We start from the raw sequence: 18,703 nt of genomic DNA, 5'->3' as shown, positions 1-18,703 counted from the left end.
TGGCAGCCTGCATTACCGTTATCCCTCCAAGGAAAGCATCCTGGTAGACCTGATGCGTCTTGCGCTTGAGCAAGCCTCCACAGCTTTGTCTGAGGCTATTCGGGGGGAGAGTGAACCACTAGAGCAGTTGCGTCAGGGCATTAATGCTCACCTTGAGTTACTGGTCGGCGGTTCGGATATGGTCTATGTGCTCCTTTTTGAATGGCGCTCCTTGCAGGGCCAGTCACGCAAGGAAATGATTGATCTACGAGACAGATACGAACTTCTTTGGTCTGCTATGATCCAATCCTTGTCCTCTCAAAACCTGATTCGTGCGGATGTAGATCGTGATCTTTTGCGCCTTATCGGCTTGGGAGCGTTAAATTGGGTCGCAACATGGTTTAACGAGGGCGGGCGGTATACCGTAAAAGATATCGGTGACTTTGTGTGGGTGGTAATTAAAGACGGTGTGCTCAAGCGCTAGACGATCTATTGAATGAGAAGTCATGACCAGCGCTGATTGCTGACTGTCAGCACGGCTTATGTGCCCGTCCTTTGTCTGTACTGATCAGGAGTCTGACCAAACCAGCGTTTAAACGCCCGTCTGAAGCTGGCAGTGTCATGATAATTCAACAGTGTAGCGGTTGCTTCGACCGAGAGCTGACTCTCGCATAAATAGCTTGCTGCTTGCCTGGATAGCACTTCATCGCGAATCTTTCTGAAGCTGCTGTTTTCTTTCTTGAGCTTCCGTGCAAGGGTGCGTTTGCTCATGAAGAGGGAGGCGGCGGCTTCATCTTCACTCAGTGTCCCGGGTGGTCGGGAAAGCATCATTTTCTGTAGCCGAGTCCGATAGTCCGGTTCAGGGTTCTGAAGGCGCGCAAGCATGGATTCGCACTGCTGAAAGGCCAGATGATAGCTTTCATGATTGGCTGATGCGTTCGGCTTTCGACATAACTCCATTGCTAATTTTAGTTTGAAGTGATTGCAGTCGAAGTAAACTTTGCCTGGTAAATACTCCCGGTACATGTCCTGGTAGACGGGGGCTGGATGGGGGAAATGAACCTCTGATTCATACAATGGGCGACCTACGATGAACTCGCCAATTTCAAAAAAAGCCTTGATCACAGTATCTGCCAAGCAGCGCTCCACGTCGTTGTCCATCGCTACCTGAAAGCTCACAACACATTCCAGATAATCCTCAGTGTTTTGCAGGTTCACCTGAATAAAGCTTGCTCGCGTAGGCAGGAAAGTGTGAACGGCTTGCAGCGCGGTATAAAGGTCGGGGCTGCTGTTAGCAACAAAGCCCATCACCCCATGGGTTGCCGGGGTGAGGCGCCTGCCCAACCGCAAGCCGAACTCTGGTTTACCGGATAGATCCAAAGCATTACGCAAGATCTGCATCTGTTGGGTTGCGGTGAGTCGACTCTCATCTTTGAGTAATTGCGTAACATCCACATCTGTTTTGCGCAGGAGTCGGGGCAGCTCTCGTGCACTCAGACCAAGTTCACGGGCGATAAGGCGTGAGTAGTTCGATGGGATATCAGCATCCACGCTTTGCAAGCTATCACTCTGCGTAGTTATTGCCATTAGCCTCTCCTCGGAAAGTCATTACTGTCTTTAAATGTCCCCGTCCTGTCAAGAAATGTCCTCGCTGGCATGCCGCTATATAGCCAATCTTCAGGTTAGACATAAATACTAGGAGACGCGCTGTGGGAAAAATTATCTTTATTGAACATGACGATACCGAGCATGTGACGGAATTCAGGGCGGGTTCTACGCTTATGCAAGTTGCGGTTGATAACGCCGTGCCAGGTATCGATGGTGATTGTGGCGGCGAGTGCGCCTGTGGTACCTGCCACATGATTGTTGCCGATGAGTGGTTCGGCAATACCGGAACGGTTGGTGACGCGGAAGAACAGATGCTGTCCATGACCCCGGAGCGGGCGAGAACCTCGCGTCTGGGCTGCCAGGTAGAAATTACTGAGGCGATGGACGGTATGACCGTGCATTTGCCTGAATTCCAGATGTAAGCAGGGAGAAAGCTATGTCAACAAAAACAAGCTCAAGCAACAGTTTGCAGACCAAGGTTTTCAACGTTTCGTCGAAAGTGGTGCCAATGCATTTTCAGATTAAAACCATGAAAATGTTGATGAAGGCAAAGAGAAAGGCCGTGGGTTCTCGCTCCACACAAATGGAGTTTGTCGAAACTCCCCTGCCTGATGTTAGCACCTTGGCACTGGAAGATATCGACACCAGCAACCCTTTTCTGTATCGACAAGATCAGTGGCGCGCCTATTTTAAGCGGTTACGAGATGAAGCTCCGGTACATTACCAGAAGAACAGTCCATTCGGGCCTTTCTGGTCAATAACGCGCTATGAAGATATTTTGTTCGTCGACAAGAGCCATGAACTGTTTTCCTCTGAGCCGCAAATTATTCTGGGTGATCCACCGGACGGACTATCGGTGGAAATGTTTATCGCCATGGATCCGCCCAAACATGATGTACAGCGCCGAGCGGTGCAGGGCGTCGTTGCTCCGAAAAACCTTAAAGAAATGGAAGGGCTGATTCGTTCTCGTGCGGCGGAAGTGCTAGACAGCTTGCCTCTGGATAAACCTTTCGATTGGGTGCCGGCGGTGTCCAAAGAACTGACTGGCCGTATGCTCGCTACGTTGCTGGATTTCCCTTATGAGGATCGTCACAAACTCGTTGAATGGTCTGATCGTTTGTCTGGCGCGGCATCCGCCACGGGTGGAGAATTTACCGACGAAGATGTCATGTTTGATGACGCGGCAGATATGGCGAGGGCGTTCTCCAGGCTGTGGCGAGACAAGGAGGCGCGACGTGCTTCCGGCGAAGAACCCGGTTTCGATTTGATCAGTATGCTGCAGAGCAACGAAGATACAAAAGACCTGATCAATCGGCCGATGGAGTTTATCGGGAATCTGGCGCTGCTTATTGTTGGTGGAAATGATACCACTCGCAACTCGATGAGTGGTGGCGTGCTGGCTTTGAATCAGTTTCCCGAGGAATTTAGAAAACTGAAGGCAAAACCGGAGTTGATTCCGAATATGGTTTCGGAAATCATCCGTTGGCAAACCCCGTTGGCGAATATGCGCAGGGTTGCTACCCAAGATGTTGAGCTTCGTGGTCAGACCATCAAGAAAGGGGATCGGGTGTTAATGTGGTATGCCTCGGGCAACCGGGACGAACGCAAGTTCGACAACCCTGATCAACTCATTATTGATCGCAAGGACGCGCGAAACCATATCTCTTTTGGTTACGGCATTCACCGTTGCATGGGTAACCGCTTGGCCGAGCTGCAACTTCGCATTCTGTGGGAAGAGTTACTGAAACGCTTCGAGAATATTGAAGTTGTTGGCGAGCCCGAGCGTGTGCAGTCTAACTTCGTGCGGGGCTATTCCAAATTGATGGTCAAGCTGACGGCAAAAAGTTAATGAAATGTCTGAGCGGGGTGTCGCCTGAAGCATTCGATTATGTGGTGGTCGGCGCGGGCTCTGCTGGGTGTGCGGTTGCAAGCCGTTTGTCCGAGAGCGGCCGCTATTCGGTGCTGCTGCTTGAAGCCGGACCTGAGAGCCGCGGTAACCCTTTTGTGAACATGCCGTTGGGTTTCCTGCAGCTGATGTTCAGCCGCCGATTCAATTGGCAGTTCAATACCGAACCGCAGCCCCATATGCATGACCGTGTCTTGTTCCAGCCGCGGGGCAGAATGCTTGGTGGTTCTAGTGGCATGAACGCGCAGGTCTACATCCGCGGGCATGCCTGGGACTACGACGAATGGGCGCGGCAGGGCTGTGATGGATGGTCATACACTGATGTTCTGCCTTACTTTCGTAGATCCGAACATTTCGAGCCGAAGCTGAACCCGGCCGAGGTTGAATTTCATGGCCTCGGAGGTCCGCTCAATGTTGCCGAGCGCCGTTACACCAACCCGTTAAGTGCGACCTTCGTTGAGGCAGCGAGGCAGGCAGGGTACCGGCTCAATAGGGACTTCAACGGTAGTGAGCAGGAGGGAGTGGGGTTCTACTACGCTTATCAGAAAGACGGCATGCGGTGCAGTAATGCGCGCGCCTATCTCGAACCCGCCGAGGAGCGTTCCAACCTGACGGTTCGCAGCGGCGCGCATGTTACCCGTGTGCTGCTTGATGGCACCCGTGCCACCGGTGTCGAGTACCGAAGCGCTAAGGGGCTGGTGCAGGTCAGTGCCGGGCGCGAGGTTGTGCTCTGTGGCGGCACGTTCAACTCGCCGCAATTGCTAATGCTATCCGGCATCGGTCCGCGTGAGGAACTGTACCGGCACGGCATTAAATTGCGTCATGTCCTGGAGGGGGTTGGACAGAATCTACAGGACCATATCGACGTGTTCGTGCGCGCCAGAACGCGCAGCCGCCAGAGTATCTCGATGCATCCTAGCTACTGGCTAAAGGGACTGGGGGCACTGCTGCAATACCTGATCGGTCGGCGCGGTGTGCTGTCCAGCAACGGCGCCGAGGCAGGCGGGTTCATCCGCTCCCGGCCGGAGGAGGCGATACCCGACCTGCAACTACACTTTGGCCCTATGCTGTACGCCGATCACGGGAGGGACATGAAGGTCGCAATGAGTGGTTATGGCTACATAGTGATGATCTACGGACTTAGGCCATTGTCGCGTGGGCGGATTGGTTTGCACAGTGCTGATCCGTTCACTGCCCCGTTGATAGATCCCAACTACATGGCCGAATCCGCCGACGTCGAGCAGCTCGTTCGCGGGGTACGTCTGGTGCGTAAGATCTTGGCGCAGCCTGCATTCTGCTTGCACCACGAAGTCGAGATGTCGCCAGGGTCGGAGCTGCAGAATGATGAGGACCTGGCCGCATGGGTGCGGCGTAGCGGCGAGTCCGCCTACCATCCAGTCGGAACCTGTAAGATGGGTGTGGATCCGATGGCGGTGGTCGATTCGCGTCTGCGAGTGCACGGCCTGCGATCCTTGAGGGTAGTTGATGCCTCTATCATGCCGACACTGGTCGGCGGTAACACCAACCAGCCGGCAACCATGATCGGCGAGAAGGGAGCCGCGATGATACTTGAGGATGCTGAGATGCTCAGCAGTTAGGCATCCTGTGCGTGCGCGATCGATATCGCGGCCTCTTGCTCACCTGCGGTGTTGGGATATGAAAATACGCTTCCAAGGCGCACAAAAGAGACAACCTATGGTTAACAAAAAGAAAGATACGACAGTCATCGTTGGTGGTGGACATGCAGCCGGTACGCTCTTGACAGCCTTGCTGCAAAAGAAATATCAGCATGAGGTAGTACTGGTGAGCGATGAGCCTCATCCTCCCTACCAGCGTCCACCTTTGTCCAAAAGTTATCTTGCAGGAGAGGTTGATCAGTCGTCTCTGTACCTGAAGCCGCGTTCGGTGTATGAGAATGCGGGGCAGCAGTTGCGGCTCGGTGTGCGCGTCGAAGGGATCGACCGATACGCGAAAAGCATCAAGTTGTCGGATCAAAGCACATTGAAATACGATCGATTGGTTCTGGCGACGGGGTCACATGTTCGTCGCCTTAAAGCGCCCGGATCAGATTTGAAAGGAATACACTATCTGCATGATATCGCTGACACCGATGCTCTGCGCAATCAATTAGTGCCGGGTAAACGCCTGGTCATCGTGGGCGGCGGTTATATTGGCCTTGAAGTGGCTGCCAGCGCTATCAAGAAAGGTGTTAATGTCACGGTCCTGGAAGCCGCCGAACGCTTGATGCAGCGTGTTACGGGGCCAGAAATGTCCACGTTTTTCTACGCCAAGCACACTGCTGCTGGCGTTGATGTGCGTCTTGGCACGGCGGTAACTGGCTTCGAAGCGGGTGATAAGGGGCGTGTGGCAGGCGTGACCTTGGCCGATGGTGGCAATGTTCCGGCTGATATCGTGCTCGTATCAATAGGTGTCATACCGGAAACTACATTGGCCGAGAACGCTGGCCTACTCTGCGATGACGGTATTGTCGTGGATGAATTTACCCGCACTGATGATCGCGACATCTTGGCAATCGGCGACTGTACCCGCCACCGGAATCTTTTTTTCGAAAAGATGCAACGGCTTGAGTCTGTTGCCAACGCGGTTGATCAAGCGCGTACGGCGGCGGCGACCTTGATGGGCGAGGAGATGCCCTACGATAGCGCACCATGGTTCTGGTCGAACCAATATGACGTCCGCTTGCAGATGGTTGGGCTGTCGCAAAATCATGATCAGCGGGTGCTGCGCGGCACCACTAATGATAAGGGATTTGCGGTGTTCTATCTGCTCGAGGGCTGTGTCATTGCTGTTGACGCGGTCAATCTGCCCATTGCTTTCATGGTGGGCAAGCAGTTGGTCCAGCAACGCAAGAGCGTTAGCGCTGACGCATTGAGTAATACGGATATCGAGCTGAAGTCTTTAATCTGAAGCATGCGAAGTGCGATCAGTAACCGGTCATCCTTTCGTGGTATCCCAATAGAGATTCCGGTTTAAAGGAGGGATCCACTGGCATGGCCTCCTTGAGAGCATCGGCTGGGTAAATTGTAGTGAGATAGTTAATTTGACACTACATCTGAATGTACGATCACTCATTGGGGCCTAAGGTGGATGCCTGTGTGGAAAGGAAAATATTATAGAGTGTTGGAGTCTCTTCAGTGGGACGATCCTGGCTGTGCTGGCGATTTTCCATCGTTCGATGACTTGTCGTGAGGGCTGCGATACACTGCTACTCGCTAGGGGTTCGGGCCCCATCTTCAGGTTATTTTTGATGGGCTAACCGTGTTGGGCAACACCTTTTTCGACTTTGTACTTTTATTTAAATCAGCTGGTTAGGCTGTATTTCAGTCCGGCTTCTGTAACCGTACTGAAAGTGTAGTAATTGGTGTAGCCAGCCTCTTCCCTGTCTTGGAAATTCCACTGACTTTGCCCATAAACACCTGTGCATCAGTCGTAGCGATACTCGGGTACCTTTGTATTATTGGCGTATGCTCAACTGAGGATACCCCTGTCTGCCATTATCGCTGCTAGCCAGGGGCGAAATGCTGTGACATATCGAGTATTGGATAAGCGATACGTTGACATAAACATGGCGTGCTGAGATAGCTACCGTCAAACATCAGTCAGCGGTAGATCCCACCTGGGTGGATAAGGGGGCGGTGTCGTTACGCCCGCCCTAGCTCGCAAGTGAAGGGCAAGCGTGTCACACCAAAGCTTCAGATAACGGTCAAACAGCGCCTTGTCCGCAACGATGTGCAGGTCCTGTGCCATGCCGCGCAATAGCCATTGCGTCAACATCATCATCGAGCGCACATCGGTACCTTCCCTGGTGGCCTCCAGGTAATGATCTGCGGCGTTGCCCACGACGAAATAACTGGATGTCCAGACGCGCTGCAAAATGGCGGCGAGTTCCGGGTCATGCTGGCTGGCGGTCAGCAGCTGCATCAACGGGATGTATTCCGGTTGATCGAAGACATTTTTCCAGGCGCCAAAGATGAGCTCTTCCAGCCGGTCCTCAGAGCCGTGCAGCTTGGCAATGGCTTTGCCCAGTTGAATATATTGCTGGCGAATCAGTTGCTCGGCAGCAGCGGCAATCATGGCGGCTTTGCTGTGGAAATGGTGTAGCGGTGCTCCCCGGGAAACGCCAGCGACCTCGATGATGCGACTCACTGTCGTGCCTGCAAATCCGTCCTTCTCAAGACACGTGAGTACCGCCTGGATGATGCGTTCTCGCATGGCATCGCTACGTTGTTCCTGGGTTCGTCGCTGTGCCTTCATGACGTTATCTGCCTGTTGTCGGGTTTGCTTTCTCTGGCGTAGGATGCTGATTCTAAACGATATATAGCTTATGCGCGCGAACGATTAAAAACAAGTTGAACGTACGTATTGTAAGTTATAGAGTTCTTGTCATGTTTATGAATCAACAGTGGAAAACCTGTAATGAGTGACGTGCATGTACCGGCGGCTGTGTCGCCAATGATTCCCCGTACCCTGTTCAATGAAGACCATGAAGCGTTTCGCGCCACCGCTCGACGTTTCTTCGAGACGGAAATTGCCCCTTATCACGAGAAGTGGGAAGAGCAGCAGCATCTCGATCGCGAGCTGTGGAACAAGGCGGGTGAGCTTGGGCTGCTGTGTGCCACCATGCCCGAGGAATACGGTGGCTGCGGCGTTGACCGCCTCTACTCGATGATTCTTATGGAAGAGCAGGCCCGGGTGGGTGATTCGGCCAGCGGCTTTGCGCTGCATTCGGACATTGTTGCCAACTACATCAACAACTTTGGCTCCCATGAACAGAAAAGCCAGTGGCTGCCCAAAATGGCCACCGGTGAAGCGGTCACTGCCGTGGCCATGACCGAGCCGGGTACCGGTTCCGATCTTCAACGTATCAAGACTACTGCGACCCTTGAGGGCGATCACTACGTGGTGAATGGCTCGAAAATCTTTATCACCAACGGTTACCTCTGTGACATGGCGGTGGTGGCGGTGCGTACCGGGTCGGCTGAGCTGGGAGCACAAAGTGTGTCATTGATGATTATTGAGGCGGATCGAGAGGGCTTCTCCAAGGGCAGGCCGCTGAAGAAAGTCGGCATGCGCGGGCAGGATACCTGCGAGTTGTTCTTCGACAACGTCAAGGTGCCCAAGGAAAACCTGCTGGGTGCCGAGGGCATGGGCTTTATTGCCTTGATGAAGGAGCTGGCCTGGGAACGGATGATGATTGCCATCATTTGTGCGTCGTCCGCCGAGTATGCGCTGGCAACCACAGTGGAATATGTGAAACAGCGCCAGGCATTTGGCAAGCCGGTGGCGGCGTTCCAGAACACCCGCTTTGAACTGGCCGAGATGCGTTCTGAAATCCAGATTGCACGGGTCTATGTGGATCGTTGTATGGAGCTGGTGGTGCGCAATGCCCTGTCCCCCGAGGCAGCCTGTGCGGCCAAGTACTGGGTGTCCGATTTGCTCAGCAACGTGGTGGACCGCTGTGTACAGCTACACGGTGGCTACGGCTACATGCTCGAGTACCCCATCGCCCGCGCCTATATCGACACCCGTGCCAACCGCATCTACGGCGGCACCAACGAAATCATGAAAGAACTCATTTCCCGCTCTATCTAAAGATTTTCCCGGGCTCGCGCGGCAAGTGGGCCCGGGAATGAAAAGAGGAAAGCATCATGGCAGAACGTCGTTTTGATGATCGTGTGGCCATCGTCACCGGTGCCGGGGGCGGGTTGGGCCGCCAGCATGCACTGACCCTGGCCGAGCGCGGCTGCAAGGTGGTGGTTAACGATCTGGGTGGTAGTGCCCACGGTGATGGCAAGTCATCGTCCGCCGCAGACAAGGTGGTGGAAGAGATCCGGGCCATGGGGGGAAAAGCGGTTGCCAACTATGACTCCGTGGAAAACGGCGAGTCGATAGTGCAGACCGCCCTGGATAACTTCGGCACCGTGGACATCGTGGTCAACAATGCTGGCATCTTGCGTGATGTGAGCTTCGCCAAGATGTCGAAGCAGGACTGGGACCTGGTGCTAAAAGTCCACCTGGAAGGCTCCATGAGCGTGACCCATGCGGCCTGGCCGATCATGCGCGAGAAGGGCTATGGCCGCATCATCATGACTACCTCGGCAGCCGGCCTCTACGGAAACTTTGGTCAGGCCAACTACTGTGCTGCCAAGCTGGGTCTGGCCGGGCTGGCCAACTGTCTGGCGGAGGAAGGCCGCAGCAAGAACATTCATGTGAATACCATCGCGCCGATTGCGGCCTCGCGGCTGACGGAAACCATCATGCCGCCGAATTTGCTGGAAAACCTCAAGCCGGAAGCGGTCAGTCCGCTGGTGGCCTGGTTGTGCCATGAAAGTTGCGAGGAGACCAAGGGCATCTTCGAAGTAGGCGCCGGTTACATCAGCAAGTTGCGCTGGGAACGTAGCCAGGGCAATAGCTTCCCCCTCGGCAAGGCCTTCAGTGTGGATGATGTGGCGCATCGGTGGGGCAAGATCACCGACTTTACCGATGCGGAGCATCCGTCCAACGTCAACGAATCCTTCTCGCCGATTCTCGACAACATCAACAATCCGTCTCTTGGCGGTAATGAGTTCATCGATCTGGATGTGGCCAGCAAGGAAAGTGTCGAGCTGGAATCCTCCTACGATGAGAACGACCTGTCGCTGTATGCGCTGAGCGTTGGCGCCGCGCGTGATCCGCTCGACAAGGACGAACTGAAGTTTGTCTACGAGCTTGGCGGTGATTTCCAGGCCTTGCCCACCTACGGCGTGATGCCGCAGATCGGTGCGATGCTGAAAGCAGCGAAGGAAGGTGCGCTGACGCTACCGGGCATGAACTTCGGTTTTGATCGATTGCTGCACGGTGAGCAGTACACGGAAATCAAGCGGCCTCTGCCGCCCCATGCCAAGCTGAAGCATACCTTCAAGTTCAAGAAGGCATTGGATAAGGATCCGAACGCGGTGGTGACCTTCGCCATTACCTCCACCGACGAGAATGGTAACGAGGTGGCCTACAACGAGATGACCTCGTTCGTGAAAGGCGCCGGCGGCTGGGGCGGTGAGCGGGGCGATTCCGGCGAGATCAATGTGCCGCCCTCGCGCGAACCGGATGCGGTGATCGAGGAAAAGACCGATGCCAACCAGACGCTGCTGTATCGCCTGTGTGGTGACTGGAATCCGCTGCATGCCGACCCGGCGTTTGCCAGGGCATTCGGTTATGACAAGCCGATCCTGCATGGGCTGTGTACCTTCGGTTATGCGGGCCGCCATGTCATCAAGGCGTTCAGCAATAACGATGGCCGTTACTTCAAGAGCATCAAGGTGCGCTTTGCCAAAACGGTATTTCCGGGTGAAACCCTGGAAACGCGCATGTGGAAGGAATCCGATAACCGCATCATCTTCGAAACCTGGGTGAAAGAGCGTAACGAGGTGGTGCTGAAGAATGCCGCCATCGAGCTGTTCTCCGAGATTCCGGCAGAGGCGCCGGTGCCGGAGCAGGCTTCCGCCGAGGAAGATTCTGCGCCGCAGGTGGAGCAGGCGGTGACGCCTGACGATGTGTTCGCCGCGGTGGCGACCTACATCGAGCAGAAGCCGGAACTGGTCGACCAGACCGGCACCAGTTTCCTGTTCGAGTTCAGCAATCCGGATCAGCAGTTCTTTATTGACCTGAAAAATGCACCGGGCGCGGCAGGGCCGGGCACGATTGACAAACCGGACGTGACCCTGGCACTGGACAGCGAGCACCTTTCCACCGTGTTTGGTGGCGATCTCGCTGCCGTGCAGAAACTGTTCTTCGGTGGTGAGCTGAAAATCTCCGGCAACGTGATGGCCTCCAACAAGTTGACCGTGTTGCAGGACATGGACCCGAAACTGGCCGAACAGGAACGCGACAAGCGTGTGGCTGACGGTGGTGGTTCACAAGCTGCCGCCGCACCGGTCGAATCGCAGGAGCCGACCATGGCGGATGTGTTCAGTGCCATCGGCCACTTCATCGCTGACAACCCGGACCTGATCGAGAAGACCGGCACCAGCTTCCAGTTTGCGTTCAGCAACCCGGATCAGGATTTCTATATTGATCTGAAAAACGCACCGGGTACTGCCGGGCCGGGCCAGCTGGACAAGGCGGATGTGACGCTGGAGTTGGACAGTAAACATGCCCCGACTCTGTTTGGCGGTGATCTGGCTGCGGTACAGAAACTGTTTTTTGGTGGCGATCTGAAGATTGGCGGCAACGTGATGGCCTCCAACAAGCTCACCGTGTTGCAGAACATGGACCCGAAGCTGGTGGAGCAGGCACGCGACAAGCGATTGGCCTCCGGCCAACCGGATACCGCTACCGCACAACCGAAAAAGCAGAAAGCTCCGCAGGCGGAGAAAGTGCTGCCGGAGCTGGCGGAAAAACTGTCGGCTATTGGTGGGCAGGGTGGTGTGTTGCAGATCAAGGTGCAGAGCCCAGACAGTGCCTGGTTTATCGATCTATCCGCGTCGTCGCCTGACATCGTCAGCGGCGAAAAAGATGCGGCGGCGGTGATGACACTGGAGGATGGCAAGCTTGCCGACCTGATTGCCGGCAAGGTGACCTTGAGCGCCCTGTACCAGAAGGGCGACATGCGCGTCGACGGTGACCTGGCGCTGGTGCGCAAACTTGAACAAATCCTGTAACGCCAGAATTCGGAGAACAGACAATGAAACGTAGAGTGAATGTGATCGGTGTCGGGATGACCAAGTTTGCCAAGCCCGGTGCCAGCGATGATTACCATGTGATGGCAAAGGCTGCAGGCCTCGCCGCCATGAAGGATGCCGGCATCCAGTACAGCGATGTGGAGCAGGCGTTCTGCGGTTATGTCTACGGCGATTCCACTTGTGGTCAGCGCGCCGTGTATGAGCTGGGATTGACCGGTATTCCTGTGGTCAATGTGAACAACAACTGCTCCACCGGGTCGTCGGCCCTGTTCCTGGCCCGCCAGGCCATCGAGGGCGGCTTGGCCGAATGTGTGATTGCGCTCGGTTTCGAGAAAATGGAACGCGGGGCGCTGGGCTCCAAGTTCAATGATCGCGAAAACCCCATGAGTCAGCATGCGCAGGTGATGATGGATGCGCAGGGTTTCAACCAGGCGCCGCCGGCGGCACAGATGTTCGGTGGCGCGGGCCGCGAGTACCGGTGGCAGCACGGCACCAAACGGGAAACCTTCGGCAAGATCGCCGAGAAGGCGCGCCGCCATGCCGGCAACAACCCCTACGCGCTGTTCAACCAGGTGCTGTCGCTGGAAGAAATCATGGCGTCCGACGAGGTGTTTGATCCGCTCACCCGCTTCCAGTGCTGTCCTCCCACCTGTGGTGCCGGTGCGGCGATCCTGTGCTCGGACGAGTTCGCGAAAAAGCATGGCATTGAGAATCCGGTGTATATCGCCGCCCAGGCCATGACCACGGATTTCGCCAGCAGCTTTGACGAAAAATCCATGATCAAGATGGTCGGCTACGACATGACACGCGCGGCTGCAGAGAGTGTGTACGAGCAGGCCGGCATTGGTCCGCAAGACATCAATGTGGTCGAGTTGCATGACTGTTTTACCGCCAATGAGCTGCTCACTTATGAAGGCCTGGGTCTGTGCCCGGAAGGCGGTGCGGAGCAATTCATCTGGGATGGTGACAACACCTATGGCGGCAAGTATGTGACCAATCCATCCGGTGGCCTGCTGTCCAAGGGCCATCCGTTGGGCGCCACCGGGCTGGCGCAATGTACTGAGCTGGTGTGGCAGTTGCGCGGTCAGGCGGACAAGCGTCAGGTAGACGGTGCACGGGTGGCCTTGCAGCATAACCTCGGTCTGGGTGGTGCCTGTGTGGTAACCATGTATCGCAATGACTGAGTACCGTAAAGACTGAACTGTCACATACAGGGTGCCGGCCTGCCGGTTCGCAGGCCGGCTTCCCTGTTAAGGAGGTCCGGGATGAATGCGGTAACGACAAAAAGTAAAAGCAAGGTAGTAAAGGCCAGCTTCTCACCGCGCCGGTCTTGGCTACGCCCACGGCATTGCCCACAACTTCGGCGCCCACTATCACACGCCCCATGGCCTGGCGAATGCCATTGTGCTGCCTCACGTACTCGAATATTCCGCCCCCGCCTGCATTGAGCGCCTGGCCGAACTGGCCCGCGTCAGCGGCCTGGAGCAGGGCGGTGAAACCGATGAAGCGCTGGCAGGAAAATTCATCAAACGTGTCCGCGAACTGAAACAGGAGCTTGGCATTCCCGAGAAGCTGGACGCATTGCGCAGCGAAGATGTTCCCGACATTGCCAGGGCTGCATTGCAGGAAGCGCATTTCAGTTATGCGGTACCGCGCTATATGAATCAGACGGTGTGTGAGGCACTGTTGAAGAAGATGCAGGCCTGAGGTTTTGTGGAAACGGGGACAACGATTTAATCGAACGACATGGCGCGAGTGGCTGGATCTCCACGAGTTCACCTGCGTTGCCCATGCCCAGCTATTAACCACACAGTGGCGGTGGCAATACAATAACGGATGGCCCAATTCGGCCATTGGCGGAGTGCCTCCGGCCCGATTGCTACAGTGACTCTATACTCAAACGAGCGATGAAAAATGGGTGGATTACACCTTCATGGATTGCTTCCTCAGTGAGCCCGTAGAACGATTCTGCTTTCCGTGATAGACGTCGGTGACACGCATGAATCACTAAATCTGGCACCCCTCCGCGCTTCATGCTTTCATGATCAATACCGAATCAGCCATTAGCGCAGCTAATTAGTCATGAAAGAGAACCTGAACGATCTGATCGCCTTTATGGCCGTGGCTCGGGAACAGAGCTTTACCCGCGCCGCCGCCGGGCTGGGTGTGTCCCAGTCCCCTCAGTCAGACCCTGCGTAACCTGGAGGAGCGGCTGGACCTGAAGCTGCTCAACCGCACCACCCGCAGCGTCACCACCACGGAAGCCGGCGACCGGCTGCTGGAACTGGTAGGGCCGGCGCTGGACGATATCGACGCCGGGCTGGCGGAGCTGCACTCGCTCAAGGGCAAACCCGCCGGCACCGTACGCATCACCGCCGATGAATTTGCCGTCTCCACCGTGCTGTGGCCAGCCCTGCAGCCCCTGCTGCGTGACCACCCGGATATCAAGGTGGAACTAAGCGTGGACTATGGACTGGTGGATATTGCCAAGGAACGATTCGATGCCGGGGTACGCCGCGCCGGACTGATTGCCAAGGACATGATTGCAGTACCGATCTGCCCGCCGATCCGCATGGTCGTGGTGGGCTCACCGGACTACTTCAACCGACACACGCCACCGCAAAAACCCCAGGACCTGGTGGCACACAACGCCATCAACCTGCGCCTGCCCACCCAGGGCGGCGTCTTCCCCTGGCTGTTTCAGGTACGCAAGAAAGAAGTGAAAACCCACACGGAAGGACAACTGGTATTCAACAGCATCCTGCAAGTGCTGCAAGCGGCCAAAGACGGCATGGGCCTGGCCTACCTTCCAGAAGCCCTGGCCCAGCCGGGACTGGACGACGGCAGCCTGATCTCCGTGCTGGATCGCTATAGCCACACCTTTCCCGGCTATCACCTCTATTACACCAGCCGCCGCAAGGCCTCCACTGCCTTTGCCATGGTGGTTGATGCCTTGCGCCTTACCTGAGAGCTCTCGAAACCAATCGACCGAATATAAAAAAGGGCGACCAACCTGGCCGCCCTTGATGCTGTCGCGATGTGTTACAAGTGATCCTGATAAAACTGCTGCAGTTTTGCCAACGCCTGATCCACCGCTTGCGGCTGATCGTACAGGTCATAATGGCTGGCACCATCGACCACCAGCAGATCCTTGTTTTTCGACGCCGCACGGCCATACAGCTCGTAGCCATCCCGGTGAGAACCGAAGGCCCCGGTCTTGCTGCCGATGATGACTTGCAGCGGCTGGGTCAGCAGATGCTCAGCCAGATGGAACGCATCGAAGGCCACTGCCGGTGCCAGCCCTGAGAAACGCAGCTTGTTGGGGGAACCCGGCTGCTGCCCGCGCGGCGTGGTGTAGTAATCCACCGCTTCCACCACATCAATATCGGTAATGCCTGCCTGCTCACACTCGTCTTTCGAGTTGGGAATATAGCCGGTGATCAGCGGCTCCGCCCCACGGGCCTCGGCGGTACGCTGCTGGCCAATGGCCTCCAGGGTCTGGATCGCTGCATTCGGGGACATATCCCCCTCGCGCATCAGCCGCCCATAGTTGGCCGCCACCACGGTGCCCACCGCCTTGATACGACGCTCCGTCATGGCCGCATGCACGGCATAACCGCCACCGCCACAAATACCCAGCACCCCGATGCGGCTCTCATCCACAAAATCCTGGGTCACCAGATAGTCCACCGCACAGCGGAAGTCCTCCACCCGGGTCGCCGGGTCTTCCAGAAAACGTGGCTCGCCACCACTTTCCCCCTGGAAGGACGCATCAAACGCCAGCGTCACATACCCCATTTTCGCCAGCCGGGCGGCATAGATCGCACCGGAGGTCTGCTCCTTGCAGCTACTGATCGGGTGCGCACAGATAATCGTGGGGTACTGCCGGGACGCATCAAAGCCTTCCGGGAAGTACAGATTGGCGGCCACATCGACATTACGGTTCTTGAAGCTCACAGCTTTCATGGTCTTACCCTCTTGTGAATCCATTAGGTTGGTCAGTGACTATGGGATTCACGGTAGCAAGCGGGGATTGTTCTGATTAGATGGCAATTTAAGGAAGGGGTTATTAGCTTAGCCAATGAATTAAGGCAGTACTACATTTTCGACACTGCGCTTTACTGCATGATGCAATATCTTCCCAGATCTCTTATTTCGTACCCCAAAGGGGGGTAGGCCAGCTCCATGTCTACGAGCACCTAAACCCCACTCTCAATCGCCAAACTAGACCGCATCATCGCCTTGTCTCGATCTGACGGAGCACCAAAAAGCTTGTGGTAGTCGCGGCTGAACTGGGACGGGCTTTCATAACCGACCAGGTAATCAACGCTGGCCACGTCCTGCTCGCTGAATAGCAGCCGCCAGGCTTCCTGCAAACGCACCCGCTCCTGGAACTGCACCTGGGTTAGCTGGCTGATGGTCTTGAAATGCCGATGAAAAACGCGGGGCTTATATTCGGCATAGCGGTCAGCTCCCCGACTTTGAAAGACTTTTGATAATTCGCATGCATCCAAGTCGTGACCCGACCGATGCGAGTGATGTCGCTGTCTTTCTGCCGATTTGGTGTAACGCCGCCGCCCCCCCCCAGCGGCGAGCACAACAGGCTCCAACAAATTTCCCTGCGTATAAGCGGCGCCATCTTTTCGCAAGCGGCCAGTATCTTGAGCGGTTATAGATTGACTAAACAACCTGGCTGGCAAAAATGAATCCGAGGCAGAAGCGACAACCTGTGGCGCTAGGGAGCTGGATCAGGTTAAAAGATTATGCATAAGCCATTGGGCGGCGCAGGGTAGCAGGACAGCGATTCGTGGCCACATTTGCTGTTGTGTGATGCAGGCTGCTGATTGTCCAGAGGTGTCCAAGCGAGTCCATCAAAATCCCGATTCTTTGTATAGGTTGTAGTTCAGGGTCTTGGCTTATGGTTGTCGATAGTCAATAAATACAGCCTAAACACACCTGTACATCATAGGTGTATTAAGGCTTCTATGGCGTTGGCTACTCGCTGGTGAGCTATTTTTCGCTCCTCAAAATAATCATACCGATCATAAATCCCCTCAACCCCCTTCAGCTTGTGATTCAAACACCTCTCCGCCACATGGCTCGGCACACCTTCCGCAGCTGCGAGGCTGCGGAAGGTGCGTCGCAGGTCGTGGATGGTGAAGTGTTCCAAGTCGTCCATTTTGTTGGGTGGCTGCACCTTCCGGCCAGCCTCTCGGCCAAATAGCTTGGAAATGGCGCGGTTCAGGGTGTCAGGGCCCATGTGGGGGCGTTTGCTGGCGCGCCTGGCAGGGAACACATAGGGGGAGCCGCAGGCATGGCCTTGCTGTACCTTTAGCCACTCAATGGCTTGGGTTGGCAGAGGGATGGTGATCGATGCGCCAGTCTTGCTGCGCTCTTTGGAGAGATCCCAGATTCCGGCCTCGAGGTCGAATTCTTCCCAGCGGGCCTCGCATAGCTCGCTTTTTCTCACGCCTAGCACCAGGAACAAGCAGCAGGCCCGATAGTTGTCTCGACCAAAGCTGCTGATGTGCTCCCGGAAGACCCCAAAGGAATGTTCGATTTCTTCCAGCGTCAGGGTGCGCTCCCGGCTGGCTTCGACGCCGCCGGCGTCGCTGACGGTGAAGGGACTGGCCGGGTTGTTCTGGCACAGGTCCAGTTTGATGCCATGACGAAACAGCTGCTTCATGTACATCAGGGTGTCATTGGCGATGGTGGGGCGGTTGCTGCGCTGAACGCGCTGCAGGACTGCCCGGATATCCCTTGGGGTGACGTCGGCAATCGGGTAGAGGCCGATCACCGGGTGGATTTCTTTCTGGTAGATGCGCTTGGGGATGTTGGGGTGTTTCAGGCGCCGGGACAGATCGGTCTCATGCCAGTCCTGGAAGAGGTCTTTGACGGTGCGGATGTCGGGCTGGACAACTTTGGCCCTTTCCTGGATTGGGTCGGTGCCCGTTCGGATGCCTTGCTTGGTCAGCACAGCGGCTTCCCGGGCGTCACCCAGGGACATCTGGGGGTATTGGCCCAAGGTAATCTCGTGGCGCTTGCCTTGGGCGCTGTAGCGCAGCATCCAGTAGGGCGTGCCTGACTTGCGCACGCAGAAATAGAGGCCGCCACCATCGGTATGCTTCTTGGGGGCCTGCTTTGCCAGGGACTTGATCTGAGTGGCGCTGAGTTTGCTCATTTTGACCTTGTGGCGTTTGAGCCTATAAAAACAGGCTGCCCACCACTTTTTTTTTGTTGATTAAAGAGAAAAATTCTCTGTTATCAATGGTATGCAGGCAGTCTCTTGATGGCTGCCCACCATTTCAGGTCAATATAGGTGTCAGGGAGGGAAAAGTCACGTTTTTGCCCACCATTTTGCCCACCACTTTTGTCTGGATAGTGGTGGATGGCAGTGGATTTCCATGGATTGAGTTTCGAATTTAATTCTTTAAAAACAACGTATTAAATACGATTATGGACTTACCTGGATTTTACTCGATATTCTGGATCTGTTCCCGCATCTGCTCGATCAGTACCTTTAACTCCACCG

General features: G+C 55.6%; 14 protein-coding genes and 3 pseudogenes. 12 read left to right on the top strand and 5 right to left on the bottom strand.

All coding sequences use genetic code 11. The features are described 5' to 3' along the window. On the top strand, positions 1-463 hold a 463-nt coding region (locus tag HUJ17_RS01790), incomplete at its 5' end, for a TetR/AcrR family transcriptional regulator C-terminal domain-containing protein (protein ID WP_290509075.1). Between the two features lie 56 nt (positions 464-519). On the opposite strand, the gene HUJ17_RS01785 is transcribed toward HUJ17_RS01790, so the two are convergent. After that, positions 520-1,566 (bottom strand): AraC family transcriptional regulator, encoded by a 1,047-nt coding sequence (locus HUJ17_RS01785; protein WP_035233471.1) that lies wholly within the window; start codon positions 1,564-1,566, stop codon positions 520-522. A 122-nt stretch (positions 1,567-1,688) separates the two neighbouring features. On the opposite strand from HUJ17_RS01785, the gene HUJ17_RS01780 reads away from it, so the two are divergent. From HUJ17_RS01780 to HUJ17_RS01765, 4 genes are all read left to right on the top strand, one after another. Continuing rightward, positions 1,689-2,009: a 2Fe-2S iron-sulfur cluster-binding protein gene (locus HUJ17_RS01780; protein ID WP_008930234.1), complete on the top strand. Its 321-nt coding sequence runs from the start codon at positions 1,689-1,691 to the stop codon at positions 2,007-2,009. A gap of 14 nt (positions 2,010-2,023) precedes the next feature. Next, positions 2,024-3,436: a cytochrome P450 gene (locus HUJ17_RS01775; RefSeq protein WP_290509074.1), complete on the top strand. Its 1,413-nt coding sequence runs from the start codon at positions 2,024-2,026 to the stop codon at positions 3,434-3,436. After that, complete coding sequence (locus HUJ17_RS01770) at positions 3,436-5,091, top strand: choline dehydrogenase (protein WP_290509073.1); 1,656 nt, start codon at positions 3,436-3,438, stop codon at positions 5,089-5,091. Before HUJ17_RS01775 ends, HUJ17_RS01770 begins: the two co-directional genes overlap by 1 nt. A gap of 97 nt (positions 5,092-5,188) precedes the next feature. Further along, positions 5,189-6,421, top strand: coding sequence for an FAD-dependent oxidoreductase (locus HUJ17_RS01765; RefSeq protein WP_290509072.1), 1,233 nt, complete (start codon positions 5,189-5,191; stop codon positions 6,419-6,421). A 681-nt stretch (positions 6,422-7,102) separates the two neighbouring features. Here the strand turns inward: HUJ17_RS01765 and HUJ17_RS01760 are convergent. Next, positions 7,103-7,768, bottom strand: coding sequence for a TetR/AcrR family transcriptional regulator (locus HUJ17_RS01760; protein ID WP_290509071.1), 666 nt, complete (start codon positions 7,766-7,768; stop codon positions 7,103-7,105). 162 nt (positions 7,769-7,930) lie between these two features. Between HUJ17_RS01760 and HUJ17_RS01755 the strand changes: the two genes are divergently transcribed. The 7 genes and pseudogenes from HUJ17_RS01755 to HUJ17_RS01725 all read left to right on the top strand — a co-directional run bounded on the left by HUJ17_RS01755 (position 7,931) and on the right by HUJ17_RS01725 (position 15,139). Next, complete coding sequence (locus HUJ17_RS01755) at positions 7,931-9,106, top strand: acyl-CoA dehydrogenase family protein (RefSeq protein ID WP_366470935.1); 1,176 nt, start codon at positions 7,931-7,933, stop codon at positions 9,104-9,106. A 56-nt stretch (positions 9,107-9,162) separates the two neighbouring features. After that, positions 9,163-12,150, top strand: coding sequence for a peroxisomal multifunctional enzyme type 2 (locus HUJ17_RS01750; protein ID WP_290509070.1), 2,988 nt, complete (start codon positions 9,163-9,165; stop codon positions 12,148-12,150). 23 nt (positions 12,151-12,173) lie between these two features. Next, entirely contained in the window at positions 12,174-13,355 is a 1,182-nt protein-coding gene (locus HUJ17_RS01745; RefSeq protein WP_063508269.1) for a lipid-transfer protein, read from the top strand. Positions 13,356-13,503: 148 nt separating this feature from the next. Then, a pseudogene (locus HUJ17_RS01740) lies at positions 13,504-13,878 on the top strand (iron-containing alcohol dehydrogenase); the annotation flags it as partial. A gap of 19 nt (positions 13,879-13,897) precedes the next feature. Beyond that, a pseudogene (locus HUJ17_RS01735) lies at positions 13,898-14,059 on the top strand (integrase core domain-containing protein); the annotation flags it as partial. A gap of 194 nt (positions 14,060-14,253) precedes the next feature. Further along, positions 14,254-14,380 (top strand): annotated as a pseudogene (locus HUJ17_RS01730) (LysR family transcriptional regulator); the annotation flags it as partial. A gap of 189 nt (positions 14,381-14,569) precedes the next feature. After that, the gene (locus HUJ17_RS01725) at positions 14,570-15,139 is read left to right on the top strand and encodes a LysR substrate-binding domain-containing protein (RefSeq protein WP_231866110.1); all 570 of its coding nucleotides are present in this window, start codon (positions 14,570-14,572) and stop codon (positions 15,137-15,139) included. Positions 15,140-15,213: 74 nt separating this feature from the next. On the opposite strand, the gene HUJ17_RS01720 is transcribed toward HUJ17_RS01725, so the two are convergent. The 3 genes from HUJ17_RS01720 to HUJ17_RS01710 form a co-directional block, all read right to left on the bottom strand. After that, entirely contained in the window at positions 15,214-16,137 is a 924-nt protein-coding gene (locus tag HUJ17_RS01720) for an alpha/beta hydrolase (RefSeq protein WP_035248713.1), read from the bottom strand. A 233-nt stretch (positions 16,138-16,370) separates the two neighbouring features. After that, the gene (locus tag HUJ17_RS01715; RefSeq protein WP_052042919.1) at positions 16,371-16,685 is read right to left on the bottom strand and encodes a helix-turn-helix domain-containing protein; all 315 of its coding nucleotides are present in this window, start codon (positions 16,683-16,685) and stop codon (positions 16,371-16,373) included. Between the two features lie 449 nt (positions 16,686-17,134). Then, entirely contained in the window at positions 17,135-18,352 is a 1,218-nt protein-coding gene (locus tag HUJ17_RS01710; RefSeq protein WP_063508271.1) for a site-specific integrase, read from the bottom strand. Positions 18,353-18,703: the final 351 nt, after the last annotated feature.

The sequence above is a fragment of the Alcanivorax sp. genome (genome assembly GCF_014762765.1).
Taxonomy (GTDB): domain Bacteria; phylum Pseudomonadota; class Gammaproteobacteria; order Pseudomonadales; family Alcanivoracaceae; genus Alcanivorax.
Note: the sequence above shows the minus strand (reverse complement) of the source record. Positions and strands in the feature narration are given on the sequence as shown.